The 13,722-nt window shown below is 71.4% G+C and carries 14 protein-coding genes; 10 read left to right on the top strand and 4 right to left on the bottom strand.

Features of this window, described 5'->3' with window-relative positions; genetic code table 11:
* Positions 1-5 precede the first annotated feature (5 nt).
* Together O7R11_RS07685 and O7R11_RS07680 are read left to right on the top strand one after the other, a co-directional pair.
* A complete protein-coding gene (locus tag O7R11_RS07685; protein ID WP_337996918.1) occupies positions 6-629 on the top strand; it encodes a ribonuclease HII in 624 nt (207 codons plus the stop codon).
* Positions 630-663: 34 nt separating this feature from the next.
* On the top strand, positions 664-1,746 hold the full coding sequence (locus O7R11_RS07680) for a site-specific DNA-methyltransferase (RefSeq protein WP_337996945.1): 1,083 nt from the start codon (positions 664-666) through the stop codon (positions 1,744-1,746).
* A gap of 139 nt (positions 1,747-1,885) precedes the next feature.
* On the opposite strand, the gene O7R11_RS07675 is transcribed toward O7R11_RS07680, so the two are convergent.
* Positions 1,886-2,992: an A/G-specific adenine glycosylase gene (locus O7R11_RS07675; protein WP_337996917.1), complete on the bottom strand. Its 1,107-nt coding sequence runs from the start codon at positions 2,990-2,992 to the stop codon at positions 1,886-1,888.
* Between the two features lie 317 nt (positions 2,993-3,309).
* On the opposite strand from O7R11_RS07675, the gene O7R11_RS07670 reads away from it, so the two are divergent.
* The 8 genes from O7R11_RS07670 to O7R11_RS07635 all read left to right on the top strand — a co-directional run bounded on the left by O7R11_RS07670 (position 3,310) and on the right by O7R11_RS07635 (position 10,894).
* Entirely contained in the window at positions 3,310-3,753 is a 444-nt protein-coding gene (locus O7R11_RS07670; RefSeq protein ID WP_337996944.1) for a DUF721 domain-containing protein, read from the top strand.
* A 59-nt stretch (positions 3,754-3,812) separates the two neighbouring features.
* Positions 3,813-4,439 (top strand): thioredoxin domain-containing protein, encoded by a 627-nt coding sequence (locus O7R11_RS07665; protein WP_337996916.1) that lies wholly within the window; start codon positions 3,813-3,815, stop codon positions 4,437-4,439.
* 57 nt (positions 4,440-4,496) lie between these two features.
* Positions 4,497-7,964 (top strand): chromosome segregation SMC family protein, encoded by a 3,468-nt coding sequence (locus O7R11_RS07660; protein ID WP_337996915.1) that lies wholly within the window; start codon positions 4,497-4,499, stop codon positions 7,962-7,964.
* 219 nt (positions 7,965-8,183) lie between these two features.
* Positions 8,184-8,570 (top strand): AtpZ/AtpI family protein, encoded by a 387-nt coding sequence (locus tag O7R11_RS07655; RefSeq protein ID WP_337996914.1) that lies wholly within the window; start codon positions 8,184-8,186, stop codon positions 8,568-8,570.
* A 99-nt stretch (positions 8,571-8,669) separates the two neighbouring features.
* Positions 8,670-9,395 carry a F0F1 ATP synthase subunit A gene (locus O7R11_RS07650; protein WP_337996913.1) on the top strand — a complete coding sequence of 242 codons (726 nt, stop codon included), beginning with the start codon at positions 8,670-8,672 and terminating at the stop codon, positions 9,393-9,395.
* 73 nt (positions 9,396-9,468) lie between these two features.
* Positions 9,469-9,693: an ATP synthase subunit C family protein gene (locus tag O7R11_RS07645; protein ID WP_337996912.1), complete on the top strand. Its 225-nt coding sequence runs from the start codon at positions 9,469-9,471 to the stop codon at positions 9,691-9,693.
* 161 nt (positions 9,694-9,854) lie between these two features.
* A complete protein-coding gene (locus tag O7R11_RS07640) occupies positions 9,855-10,349 on the top strand; it encodes a F0F1 ATP synthase subunit B family protein (protein WP_337996911.1) in 495 nt (164 codons plus the stop codon).
* Positions 10,350-10,357: 8 nt separating this feature from the next.
* Entirely contained in the window at positions 10,358-10,894 is a 537-nt protein-coding gene (locus O7R11_RS07635) for a F0F1 ATP synthase subunit B family protein (RefSeq protein ID WP_337996943.1), read from the top strand.
* A 92-nt stretch (positions 10,895-10,986) separates the two neighbouring features.
* On the opposite strand, the gene O7R11_RS07630 is transcribed toward O7R11_RS07635, so the two are convergent.
* From O7R11_RS07630 to O7R11_RS07620, 3 genes are all read right to left on the bottom strand, one after another.
* Entirely contained in the window at positions 10,987-11,610 is a 624-nt protein-coding gene (locus O7R11_RS07630) for a nucleotide-binding protein (protein WP_337996910.1), read from the bottom strand.
* Positions 11,611-11,693: 83 nt separating this feature from the next.
* Positions 11,694-12,518, bottom strand: coding sequence for an ABC transporter substrate-binding protein (locus O7R11_RS07625; protein ID WP_337996909.1), 825 nt, complete (start codon positions 12,516-12,518; stop codon positions 11,694-11,696).
* Positions 12,515-13,717, bottom strand: coding sequence for an adenosylcobinamide amidohydrolase (locus tag O7R11_RS07620; RefSeq protein WP_337996908.1), 1,203 nt, complete (start codon positions 13,715-13,717; stop codon positions 12,515-12,517). Before O7R11_RS07620 ends, O7R11_RS07625 begins: the two co-directional genes overlap by 4 nt.
* Positions 13,718-13,722 lie beyond the last annotated feature (5 nt).

The raw sequence follows: 13,722 nt of genomic DNA, 5'->3' as shown, positions 1-13,722 counted from the left end.
GGCCCATGCCGGATTTCACTTTCGAAGACGCCTGCGCCGCCCCGGCCGCGGGGATCGACGAGGTCGGCCGCGGCCCCTGGGCCGGGCCGGTGCTCGCCGCCGCGGTGATCCTCGACCGCGCCCGCGTGCCCGCCGATCTGCTCGCCGCGCTCGCCGATTCCAAGGCGCTCTCCGCCCGCCGCCGCGAAACCCTTTCCGCCGCGCTGATCGCCTGCCCCGGCGTCGCCTGGGCCACCGGCGAGGCCTCGGTGGCGGAAATCGACGCCCTCAACATCCTCCAGGCGACCTTCCTGGCGATGCGGCGCGCCGTCGAGAAACTGGAGATTCTCCCCGCGCACGCCCTCATCGACGGCGACAAGGCGCCCCCCGGCCTGCCCTGCCCGGCCACCGCCATCGTCAAGGGCGACGCGAAATGCGCCTCCATCGCCGCCGCCTCGATCATCGCCAAGGTGGCGCGCGACCGCATCATGTTGGGGCTGGATGCGGACTTTCCCAACTATGGGTGGTGCCGCAACGCCGGGTACGGCACCGCGGAGCATCAGGCCGGTCTCTTGACAAACGGCATCACCGAGCATCACCGCAAGTCCTTCGCGCCGATCCGCAAGCTGCTGACTCACAAGGACTCTTGACGGCGACTCGGCAAACCGGCATGGTGCGGCGATGATGACCTTCGCGCCGGATACCGTCTATCAGGGGGATTGCATCGCCTTGATGAACGCCATGCCCGAGAAATCGGTGGACATGGTGTTCGCCGACCCGCCCTACAACATGCAGTTGGGCGGCGAGCTGCTGCGCCCCGACAACTCCCGCGTAGACGGCGTGGACGACGCCTGGGACCGCTTCGAAAGCTTCGCCGCCTACGACCGCTTCACCGCCGACTGGCTGAAGGCGGCGCGCCGCATCCTCAAGGACGACGGCACCCTGTGGGTGATCGGCAGCTACCACAACATCTTCCGCGTCGGCGCGACGCTGCAGAACCTCGGCTACTGGATCCTCAACGACATCGTCTGGCGCAAGTCCAACCCGATGCCGAACTTCAAGGGCACCCGCTTCACCAACGCCCACGAAACCCTGATCTGGTGCGCCAAGGACAAGGACGCGCGCTACACCTTCAACTACGAGGCGCTGAAGGACCTCAACGAGGGCCTGCAAATGCGCAGCGACTGGCTGCTCCCCCTGTGCACCGGGGGCGAGCGCCTGAAGGACGGCGACGGCGCGAAGCTCCACCCGACGCAGAAGCCCGAGGCCCTGCTCTACCGCATCATCCTCGCCGCGACCAAGCCCGGCGACACCATCGTCGATCCGTTCTTCGGCACCGGAACCACCGGCGCGGCGGCGAAGCGCCTCGGCCGCCGCTTCATCGGCTTCGAGATGGACCGCACCTACATCGCGGGCGCGCTGGACCGCATCCGCGCGGTCGAGCCGGTGGCCGACCTCGAATCGATCAAGCTGTTCAACAAGAAACAGGAACCGCGCGTCCCCTTCGGCACGGTGCTGGAACGCGGCCTCCTCGCCCCCGGCGAAATGCTCGCCGACGTGCGGCAGCGCTACACCGCCAAGGTGCGCGCCGACGGCACCCTGATCGCCGCCGATACCCGCGGCTCCATCCACCAGGTCGCCGCCGCCGTGCAGGGCCTGCCCGCATGCAACGGCTGGACCTTCTGGTACTTCAAGAACCGCAACGAGTGGCTCTCCATCGACCTGCTGCGCCAGCGCATCCGCTCGGAACTGGCGGGGTTGGCGTAAAAAACAGGCCGGGGCTCCGCCCCCGGACCCCGCCGGGGCCGCAGGCCCCAGACCCCATGACTTTTTTCTCGCCGCGAAGCGGCAATCGACTGTCACGCCGCGCGATGGTCTCATCGCGCTACGCGCGAAAATAAAGAAGTTATGGGGTGCGCGAGGGGACCGAGTCCCCTCGCAACGTTTTGTTTTTCCCCATAGCGGCGGCACGCACCTTCTCCATCACCGTGGGCAGGCCGTCGATTTTTTCCATCGGCACCCATGCGCCGGGACCGAAGGCCGTGGCGGGGTCTGCCTGTGGCGGGGGACTGAGTTTGACCACCGCGAGGTCGAGGGAGAAGTGAGTGAAGACGTGGCGCACCGTGGCATTGAGCGGCGTGGCGGCCCAGCCTGGAGGCAGCGCGGCGGGCGGCGGGTCGGCGGACCATTCGGTGCAGGGGAAGGCGGCCATGCCGCCGAGCAGCCCCTTGGCCGGGCGGCGCACCAGCCAGACGCAGCCATCGCGCTCGACCCAGAAGGCGGTTCCGCGGCGGTGCGGCTTCTCCGCCTTGGGCGGGCGCAGCGGGCGCTGGGAGATGGTGCCCGCGGCGCGGGCACGGCAGACATCGCGCCACGGGCAGAGCAGGCAGTCCGGTTCGCGCGGGCGGCAGACCAGCGCGCCGAGGTCGATCGCCGCCTGGGCGAAGTCGCCGGGCCGTTCCGCCGGAACCAGCGCGAGGCCGAGGGCGCGCGCGGCGGGCTTGAACGCGGGCAAGGGCGTGGCGTCGTCGGTCAGGCGGGCGAGGATGCGCTCCACATTGCCGTCCACCGCGGCGGCGCGGCGGCCGAAGGCGATGGCGGCGACAGCGGCGGCGGTGTACGGCCCCACCCCCGGCAGGGCGCGCAAGCCTTCCTCCGTATCGGGGAAGCGCCCGCCGTGTTCCGCCGCCACGGCGCGGGCGCAGGCGAGCAGGTTGCGCGCCCGGCTGTAGTAACCCAACCCCGCCCACGCGGCCATCACCGCCGCATCCTCGGCGGCGGCAAGCTCCGCCAGCGTCGGCCAGGACGCCAGGAACTTTTCGAAATAGGGGATCACCGCGGCCACCGTGGTCTGTTGCAGCATCACCTCGGACAGCCACACGCGGTAGGGGTCGCCCAGCGCCCCCGCCTCCGGCCGCCACGGCAACGCGCGGTGCCCGGCGTCGTACCAGGCAAGCAGCCGCGCCGCCAAAACGGCGGGCGCGGCAGGCAGGGCGGCGAGAACATCCGGCATCGCTCTCAGATGCCCCGGCGGGGCCGTGGCGTCAAGGATGGGAAAAACCAGGCCGGGCTCCGCCCGGACCCGCAAGGGGCCGCGGACCCCTTGACCCCATAAGTTTTCCGCCGCGTAGCGGCTATCAATCCTCACGCGGCGTGATGGCTCTATCGCGCTACGCGCAAAAGCTAAAAGTTAGGGGGTGCGCGAGGGGACCGAGTCCCCTCGCAAAGTTTTGGCTTTTTCGCCTTCGCGCCTATGATGCAGGCATGAAGAAGCCGACCGCGCCTGTTCCTGCGCCGCCGAGGCGCCGCAGGCGGCCGCATCCCTTGGGGATGGCCGCCGCGGCGGTGGTGCGTCCGATGATCGGGCGCAGGGGGTTCGTCGAGGCGGATCTGTTGACCCGTTGGGAGGCGGTGGCCGGGCCGGAGACTGCGGCGCTGTGCCGCCCGGTGCGGCTGGCGAAGCCGCGCGACGGCGGGCCGCCGGTGTTGCATCTGCGGGTCGCCTCCTCCGCCTTCGCCACGCTGCTGAAGCATCAGGAACCGGAGCTGTGCGCCCGCATCAACGGCTATTTCGGTTTCGACGCGGTGGGAAAGCTGAAGATCGCCCCCGGCACCCTGCCGCCGCCGCCCGCGCCGAAGCCGCCGCCGCCCGACCCGCCGCCGCTTTCGGCGGAGGAGGCGGCCCTGGTGGCGGGCATCGACGACCCGGACCTGCGCGCCGCGCTGGAGGCCCTCGGCCGCTCCCTCCGCGCCGGAAACCGCGCGGGGGGATGACAGGGCGCGATCGGCGCTTTATCTGTTGGGACGTCGCGCATCTTTCGAGGAGTTGCTTCGTGCCGCTGACCCGCCGTTCCCTGCTTGCCGCCTCCGCGGCGTCCGCCGCGCTTTGCCTGCTGCCGCGCGCCGCGCGCGCCGCCGGGCCCGCCCGCCTCGCCGATCTCAGCCTGGGGCGCGACGGCGCGCCGGTGACGATCCTCGAATACTCCTCCTACACCTGCCCGCACTGCGCCACCTTCCACATCGAGACGCGGCCCTGGCTGGTCAAAACCTATGTGGACACCGGCCGCGCCCGCATGGTGTTTTCCGACTTTCCGCTGGACGGCGTGGCGATGGCCGCCTCGATGCTGGTGCACAGCGCGCCGAAGGCGACCGCCGCCGCGCTTTCCGAGGCGCTGTTCTCCGAGCAGCGGCACTGGGCCGCCGCGCAGAACCCGCGCGAGGCGCTGACCCAGCTCGCCGCCCTCGCCGGGATGTCGGCCAAGGCGGTGGAGACCGCGCTGGCCGACAAGGAACTGTTCCAGGCGCTGATGGACCAGCGGGAAAAGGCGGAAAAGGACTACGGCGTCGATTCGACCCCGACTCTCGTCATCAACGGCCACAGGGTCGCCGCCAACAGCCCGCGCAAGGACCTGGCGGCGGCGATCGAGGCCGCCGAGGCGGAGGCAAAACGCAAGTCCTGACGCGCGGTTATCGCAAACCCCTCTTGGCAGCGCCGATCAACCGGGCATAATCGCCGGATGATCCAGTTCACCAAGCTGCGCCTCTCCGGTTTCAAATCCTTCGTCGAGCCGACGGAACTCCTGGTCGAACCGGGGCTGACCGGAGTGGTCGGCCCGAACGGCTGCGGCAAGTCCAATCTCGTCGAGGCGATGCGCTGGGCGATGGGGGAAACCTCCGCCCGGCAGATGCGCGGCGGCGAGATGGACGACGTGATCTTCGCCGGCAGCCGCGAGCGCCCGGCGCGCAACGTCGCCGAGGTGACGCTGACCCTCGACAACCGCGCCCGCACCGCCCCCACGCACCTCAACACCGCCGACGAACTGGAGGTCAGCCGCCGCATCGAGCGCGGCTGCGGCTCCAACTACCGCGTCAACGGCAAGGAGGTGCGCGCCCGCGACGTGCAGCTCCTGTTCGCCGATGCGGCCACCGGCGCGCGCTCCACCGCCATCGTCTCGCAGGGACGCATCGGCGCGCTGATCGCCGCCGCGCCGGCGGAGCGCCGCGCGCTGCTGGAGGAGGCGGCGGGAATTTCCGGCCTCTATTCGCGCCGCCACGAGGCGGAACTGCGCCTGCGCGCCGCGGAGAACAACCTCACCCGCCTCGACGACGTGCTCAACGCGCTGACCGCGCAGAAGCAGGGACTGGACCGCCAGGCGCGGCAGGCGGTGCGCTACCGCACCCTTTCCGAGGATATCCGGGCGCTTGAAATCGCGCTCACCCGCCGCAACTGGGACGAGGCGGTGGCGGCGCGGGAGGAGGCGCGCGCCGCGCTCGCCGAGGCGGAAGCGGCGGTGGCCGCCGCCGCCGCCGCAGCAGCAGCCGCCTCGACGTTGCAGGCGGAGGCCTTCGCCGCGGTGGACCCGGCGCGCGAGGCGGCGAATGCGGCGAACGCGGCGTTGCAACGCTTCGCCATGGCGCGCGAGGCCCTGGAGGACGAGGAACGCCGCCTGGAGCGGGCGACGCGCGGCAATGCGGAACGGCTGGCCCAGGTTGCCGGGGACATCGCGCGGGCGGATGCGCAGTGCGCCGATGCGGCGCGGCGGCGCGGGGAGATCGCGGCGGAGCGCGCCCGCCTGACCGCGGCGGCGGAGGCCGCCCCGGCGGCGAGCGCCGCCTTGCAGGCCCAGGCGGACGAAGCGGAGGCGGCGCTGGCCGCCGCCGAGGCCGAACTCGCCGCGGCGACGACGCGCCTCGCCGAGACCGAGGCGACGATCAAGGCGGCGACCCGCCGCCGCGACGATGCGGAGGCGGCGCTCGCCCGTGTTCTCGCGCGGGAACGGCAGATCGAGGTGCAGATCGCCGCGGCGCAGGCGAAATGCGTGCCGCCGGAGACGATGCGCGGCGCGGAGACCGCCGCGGCGGAGGCGGAGGCGGCCTCCGAGGCCGCGCAGGAGGCGCGCGACGCGGCGGAGGCCGCCCGCGCCCGCGCCGCGGCGGAACGCACCGCGAGCGCCGAGGCGTTCGCCGCAGCCGATGCGGCGCACCGCCGCCTCGCCGCCGAGGTCGAAGCCCTGGAGGCGGTGCTCTCCGCCGATACCGGCGCGGCGGGCGCGCCGGTGCTCGACCGGGTGCGCGCCGAGGCGGGGTTCGAGGCCGCCGCCGCCGCGCTTCTCGACCATGGCGCCGACGCGCCGGAGGACGACGGCGGGACGAAGCCGCCGCGCGCCTGGCGGGTCTATCCGCCGCTCGCCGCGCCGCCCGCGCCGCCCGCGGAGCTGCCCGCGCTCGCCGCCCGGGTTTCCGCCCCCGCCGCCCTGGCGCGGCGGCTCTCGCTTGCCTTCCTGGCGCCCGATGCGGCCACCGGCGACGCGCTGGCGCCCAGGCTTTCCCCCGGCCAGTGCCTGGTTTCCGCCGACGGCGGGCTGTGGCGCTGGGACGGATTCGTCGTGCGCCCCGGCGCGCCCTCCGCCGCGGCGAAGCGCCTGGAGCAGGGCAACCGCCTGCGCGGGATGCAGGGCGGCCTGCCGCGCCTCGCCGATGCCCGCGCCGCGGCGGAGGCCGCCCGCGCCGCCGCCGCCGGGGCCGCCGCCGCCGCCGAGACCGCCGAACGCGCCGCGCGCGACGCGGCGCGCGCCGCCGAGGCGAGGGCGGGAGAGGCGCGCGCGGCGCGCGACCGCCTGCGCCGCGAAAACGACGACGCGGAGGACCGCCTGCAACACTTCGCCGATTCGCGCCAGTCCCTGGCGGTGGAGCGGGCGGAGGCGGAGGCGGCGCTCGCCGCCGCATCCGAGGACGGCGGCGAATCCACCCTTCCCGCATTGCAGGCCGCCGCCACGGCGGCCCGCGCCGCCGCCGATGCGGCGCGTTCCCGCACCCTCAACGCACGCGCGGCGCGCGACGCCGACCGCCGCGAAACCGAGATGCGCGCCGGACGGCTGAACTCCCTCGCCGACGAGGACCGCGCCTGGACGGAACGCGAAACCGCCGCCCGCGACTACCGCGCCTCTCTGGCCTCCCGCCTCGCCGAAGCGGAGACCGAGCGCGAGTCCCTGCGCGCCCGGCCTCAGGTTCTGGCGGAGCGGCGCGCCTCGCTCTCCGCCGACCTGGAAGCCGCCGAGGCGGCGCGCCGCGCCGCCGACGACGCACTGGCGGTGCGGGATTCCGCCCTGCGCGCCGCCGATGCGCGCCTCAAGGAGGCGGACCGCGCCGCGGCGTCCAGCCGCGAGGACCGGGTGCGCGCCGAAGCGGCGCTGGAACGCCGCGACCAGGCCTGCCGCGAGATCGAGGCGCGCTGCCGCGAATACCTCAACTGCGCGATCGGCGGCATCGTCGCCGATGCGCGCTTCGCCGAGATGGGCTCCGCCGAGATTTCCGAGCGCGCCGAGCGCCGCGCCGCGGAGCGCGAGCGCCTGGGGCCGGTCAACCTGCGCGCCGAGATCGAGGCCGAGGACGTGGGCAAGCAGATCGAGGGCCTGGAGACCGAGCGCACCGACCTGCTCTCCGCCATCGCGCGGCTGCGCCAGGGTATCGCGGAACTCAACCGCGAGGGCCAGGCGCGGTTGCAGCAGAGCTTCGAGACGGTCAACCGCGCCTTCCAGGAGATCTTCACCGTGCTGTTCGGCGGCGGCCGCGCCTACCTCAGCCTGATCGAGAACGACGACCCGCTGGCCGCGGGACTGGAGATCATGGCGAGTCCGCCGGGCAAGCGGCTGCAACTGCTTTCCCTGCTCTCCGGCGGCGAGCAGGCGCTCACCGCGCTGGCCCTGCTGTTCGCGGTGTTCCGCAGCAATCCGGCGCCGATCTGCATCCTCGACGAGGTGGACGCGCCCTTGGACGACGCCAACGTCGATCGCTTCTGTCTTTTGCTCGCAGAAATGGCGGCGGACCGCGAAACGCGCTTCCTGGTGATCACCCACCACCGCATGACCATGGCCCGCATGGACCGCCTGTTCGGCGTCACCATGGCGGAACGCGGCGTCTCGCAACTCGTCTCGGTCGATCTCAAGGTCGCCGAAACTCTCCGCGAACAGCCTTCATTGGTATGAATTCATTGAGTTTTAACTCCCGCAACGAGGCACCGTGGGAACGGTTTTCCACCTTGACAGTGCAAGGTGCAAACACTATGGTTCGTGCGCTTTCGTGGCGGAATACCGCCGGTTTTGGGGGATCACGCGGTTTCACGGCTGCGACGGCCCGGTTTGATGTCGATGACGACGCCCGTTTCGGCGGCGCGGCGGACGGATCGGACAGTGGGGCGACGGCGCATGACGGAACCGAAAGATCAGGATCTCTCCCATAAGCTGGCGGAACTGGGGTCCCGCGTCCGGGAGGCACGTGCCGAGGCCGGGCTGTCGCAAGACGGCCAGGCCCCGAAACCGGGGGGTATGCACAGCCTGCTGGGCCTGGGTTTACGCGTGACCACCGATCTGGTGGTCAGCGTCGGCCTCGGGGGCGCGTTGGGATGGGCGGCGGACGACCACTGGGGGTCCTCGCCTTGGGGGCTGATGATCGGATTGGGGGTTGGGTTCGCGTCGGGCGTTCTGACCGTTTACCGCGTCGTACGGGGGGCCGACACCGTGTTGGGGCCGCCCCCGGGGAAGCGGACGGCTGCCGGGAAACCGGGAGACGGCCGCGCGCGCGAAGACGAGTAACGGACGGCAGCCGGTTCCGGCTTCCTCCCGGGGGTTGTGCGGGGCGGCGATCATCGCTACGGTCGTCCGCGCAAGGTATAACGAAGGAAAGACGTTTCGATGGCCATCAACGCGCTTGAACAGTTCGAGGTCCGTCCGATCGTGCCGATTCACGTCGGTGGGATCGATATTTCCTTCTCCAATTCCGCGCTCTACATGGTCGCCGCCGTCGTGGTGTCCACGGTGTTCCTCTCCGCCGCGATGAGCAAGCGGGCGCTGATTCCCGGCCGCCTGCAGTCTCTCGCCGAGATGCTCTACGAATTCGTCGCCGGCATGCTCAAGGAGAACGTCGGCGATGCGGGGCGCAAGTACTTCCCGATGATCTTCTCGATCTTCATGTTCGTGCTGTGCGGCAACGTGCTGGGGCAGACGCCCTACAGCTTCACCTACACCAGCCACATCATCGTCAACGGCGCGATGGCGCTGGGCGTCATCGCCATGGTCACGGTGGTCGGCTTCGCCAAGCACGGCATCGGCTTCCTGAACACCTTCCTGCCGAGCGGCGCGCCGCCGCTCACCGCGGTCATCATCGTGCCGATCGAGGTGTTCTCCTACTTCGCCCGCGCCTTCAGCCTCTCCGTCCGTCTGACCGCCAACATGCTGGTCGGGCACATCATGCTGGCGGTGGTGGCGAGCTTCATCGCCGCGCTGGGGGTCTTCGGCTTCATCCCGTTCGCCGGGATCGTCGGCCTGGGCGTTCTGGAACTCGGTATCGCCTGCCTGCAAGCGTACATTTTCACGGTGTTGAGTTGCATCTACCTGCACGATGCCCTTCACCTGCACTGAGGTGCCTTGAGGACCCCGCCGCGTGGCGGGGCCCGAGGTCGGGTCTCTTGTCGATTGGAAAGGAATAGGACATATGGACGCGCAAGCTGCAAAGTTTATCGGTGCCGGCATGGCCAACATCGGTCTCGCCGCGTCGGCCATCATGGTCGGCTACATCTGGGCGACGCTGATCAAGACCGTCGGCCGCAACCCGGCCTGCAAGCCGAGCGTGGACCTCTACGGCTGGGTCGGCTTCGCGGTGACGGAAGCGATCGGTCTGTACGCCCTGGTCATCGCGCTGATCACGCTGTTCGCCTGAGGCGCGCCCATCCGCCCCGCCGACGGGAAACCGCCTCGGCGGGGACTCCGTTTTCCGCTCCATCGCCCCGGTGCATCGGCTGCCGGGGCGGTTCCCGGGGCGGAAGCCGATTTCGCCGAACCTCGAAGGCTTAGGTTTCAGGCCCGGGAGCACGCCAGCCCATGCCACAGTTCGATCCTACATCATTTGCTTCCCAGCTGTTCTGGCTGGCGGTCACCTTCATCACGCTCTACGTGCTGATGTCGAAGGTCGCCCTGCCGCGCGTCGGCGACATTCTGGAAGAACGCCAGAAGCGCATCTCCGACGATCTCGACATGGCGGAGCGCCTGAAATCCGAAACCGAGGCGGCGATCGCCGCCTACGAGAAGGCTCTGGCCGAAGCCCGCTCCGCCGCCCAGGCGGAGATCTCCCGGGTGATGGACGCCAACGCCGCGGAGGCCGCCGCCCGGCACAAGAAGCTCGAGGAACAGCTTTCGGCAAAGATCACCGAAAGCGAGGAGCACATCCACGCCGCGCATCGCGAGGCGATGGCCGAGGTCGGCGGCATCGCCGCCGAGGTGGCCGCCGCCATCGTCGAGCGCATCGCCGGAGTGAAGGCCGATGCCGAGGGCCTCGCCCCGGTGGTCGAAGCGATTGCCAAGGAGCGCGGGATATGAACGGCTGGCTGATTTCCGTCGCATACGCCGCCGAGCACGGCGGCCATGGCAGCATGCCGTTCTATCAGGACGAGCACTTCTGGGTGGCGATGGGCTTCCTCACCATCATCGCGATCTTCCTCAAGACCGCCTACGCCAAGGTCTGCGCCATGCTGGACGCGCGCGGCATCGCCATCCGCGAGCGGCTGGAGAGCGCGCGGCGCATCCGCGACGAGGCGCAGGCCCTGCTTGCCGAATACCAGCGCAAGCAGCGCGACGCCCTGCAGGAATCCCAGGAGATCATCGCCCGGGCGAAGAACGAGGCCGCCAAGCTGCGCGAGCAGGCGGCGGCGGAGCTCGAGCACCGCGTCGCCGCGGCCGAGCGCCAGGCGATGGAGCGCATCGCCGCGGCCGAGGACGCCGCGAAGCGCGAGGTCCGGCACGTCGCGGTGGACGTGGCGGTGGCCGCCGCATCGCAGGTGATGGCGGAAAAGCTCTCCGCCAAGCAGGCGGGCGCCCTGGTGGACCGCGCCATCGCGGACCTGCCGGCGCAGAAGTTCCACTAAACCTCTGCGCGGGGCCATTTCCGCCTCGGGAACGCCCACCGGGCATTCCCGCCGCCTTCGGCGGCCGGCTTCGATCTCCGCAAGTTTCGGTTTTACGGCGCGCAGTTGTCGAGGTAGTCGAGCAGCGGCTGCCATTCGGCGCGGTAGTCCGCCAGCCGTGCGGTCTGCGCGTCGAACAGGCTGCCCCCCTCCACCGCGAGGTTGGCGTAGGACTGGGTATCGCGCAGCCGCGCCATCACCGGATAGGTGAGTTCGGCGAGGAAGGCGTCCAGGCGCTCGGCGGCGCGGGTGCGCAGCTTCACCCGGTTGGCGACGAAGCAGATGTCGCGCTTGCCCTTCTTCACCGGCTTGATCGTCTCCAGGTGCTTGAGGAAGCGCAGGGTGCCGTCCTCGTCGAAGATCGACGGCAGCACCGGGATGACCAGCACGTCGGCGGCCTCCACCACGTCGGCCACCGCCTTGCGCTTCAGCGCGGCGGGCGCGTCCACCACCAGGCGGGCGATCTCCTTCGGCGGCTTGCCGGTCTCCAGATCCACCGGGTGGATTGCGGGCAGGGTGTAGGGCCGCCGCGCCAGCCAGCCCGCCGAGGACTGCTGGCGGTCGAGGTCGGCGAGTCCGGTGGCGAGGCCGCGCCGCGCGAAATGCGCCGCAAGGTGGGTCGCCACGGTGGTCTTGCCGCTGCCGCCCTTGGTGTTCACCACCGCCACGATCATCATGATGTCCCCTGTTCTTTGCCGCTCGTGGGGACCGAGTGTAGTGCATGGGGCGGGCGATGAAAACCCGCCCCGCCCCCTTGCCGTCAGTTCCCGGCGGGGCGGTGGGTGCGCAGGTAATCCAACGCCGCCGCCGTCTGCGCGCCGCCGCATACCCAGAGCGCGGGGGGAAAGACCATGCGCTGCGCCCCTTCCGCCGCATGGCGCAGCGCCGGGTGGCGCATCAGCCCGGCGGAGAGGCGCGGCGCGGGGCCGCCTTCCGCCTCGCCCACCAGCACCAGATCGGGGCGCATCAGCACCAGGTGCTCCAGATCGATGCGGGCGAATCCGCTGCGGCCCGCCTCCGCCAGCAGGTTGCGCATGCGGGCGAGGCGCAGCATGTCGGAGACCAGGGTGCCGCCGCCGTAGCCGTAGCCGCCGGGCAGGTAGAGCACCACCCCCGGCGCATCGGCGAAGTCGGGCATGCGCGCCTGCGCCGCGAGGATGGCGGCGACCGCGCGTTCCGCCGCCTCCGGCTGTTCCAGCGCCTGCCCGGCGCGGCGCAACTCCCCGATCACCGCGTCCACCGAGGTGGGCGGCGGGAAGCGCAGCACCGGCAGGCCCATCCGGCGCAGGGCGTCCGCGCCGCGGCCGCTCCAGCGCCCGGCGAAGATCATCTCCGGGGCGAGGCGCACCGCCTCTTCCGCCGCGCCGTGGTTGACCGCCACGCCGAGCGCGCGGGCGCGCTCCGCATAGGCCGAGACCGAGGGCCGCAGCGCCGTGGCGGTGACCGAGACGATCTGCTCCGGCTCGGCGAGCGCCAACAGCAACTGGTCGGAACAGAGGTCGAGGGACATCACCCGCGGCTTCGCCGCCGCCGCGCCGGAGGCGAGCAGCCCCGCGGCCAAAGCGAGGAAGGCGAAGCGCCTCACTGCGCCGCCTCCGCGCTTTCCTCCGCCGCCACCGCGGCCAGCATCGCCTCGGTGGCGCGCCATTTCTCCGCATAGCCGAGCGCGACGGCGCGCACCGCAATGAAGGGCAGGTCGTCGCGGCCGGTTTCCGCCACCGCCTGCGCCAGGGCTTCGCGGAAGTCCGCCATCCGCGCGGGCTGCCCCGCCGCGGCGGAGGCGATCAGCGCGCCGTGATCCACCGCCGCCTCGCGCCAGCACAGCGGCGGCAGCATCCCCCAGGTCACCTGGTCGCGCACATGGGCGAGCGCCGCCACCCCGGCGACGGTGAGGGGTTCGCGGTCGATGGTCTCGCGGTTGTCGGCGGCGAGCGCCGCCACGCCCGCGGGCAGAACCTCCGCCAGCGCGGCGGCGAACCCGTCCGCATCCATGCCGAAGCGTTCCAGCAGGCGGCCCACCGAGCCCTGGGACGCCGCGGTGAGGCGGTTCTGGAAGGCGAGCGTCTGCTTCACCGCGTCGCGCACGGTGCGGCCGATCAGCTCCCCCAGCGCGCTGTGGTGCCCGGCGGAGGTGAGCGGCGCAGCGCCGGAAACCGGGGCGGCGATGGCGATCTGGTCGGTGCCGGTGCCGGTGGCGAGCCCGGCGGACTGCCGCGACGGAACCGAAAGCTCCTGCAACGCCGCGGTCTTGCCCTCGGTCGCGGTCATCACCGCGCGCACCAGGGCGCCCTCCGCCAGCGGCGTGTTGACCAGCACGATGACGTTGATCGTGCCCGGCTTTTCCGGCCCGATGCCGCCGCGCTTCTCGAACGCGCCGTTGTATTCGTAATAGGAGGCGGGGTCTCCGGCGCGCGCCGCGTTGGTCTCCACGCCGCCGGTGGCGAGCGCCGCCACGGTGAGTTCGCGGTAGCTCTCCTCCGCGATGCAGAGGTTGTTCATCTCGGCGGCGGTGCCGAGCCCGGCGGCGCGGCTGCCCGCGAGGCCGTGGCGCTTCATCATCTCCGCCGAATAGCGCGCCGCCTTGCGGTGCGCGGCCAGGAGCGCGGGCATGGTGTGGAAGCGCGGCTCGCAGGACTGGTGATTGAACACCAGGTCCAGGCCCTCGCGCAGGCCGCCCTCGGCGGCGGAGGTGGAGATCACCTTGAACGGAGCGCGGAAGCGCAGGGAGACGAACTTTTCGTCGCGGTGCAGGTCCACCAGTCCGAAGAAATTCCGCACCAGCATGTCTC

The sequence above is a fragment of the Oleispirillum naphthae genome (assembly GCA_027864655.1).
GTDB classification, from domain to species: Bacteria; Pseudomonadota; Alphaproteobacteria; order Rhodospirillales; family Rhodospirillaceae; genus Oleispirillum; species Oleispirillum naphthae.
The sequence above is the reverse complement of the archived record's forward strand: the minus strand, read 5'-3'. Positions and strand labels throughout refer to the sequence as shown.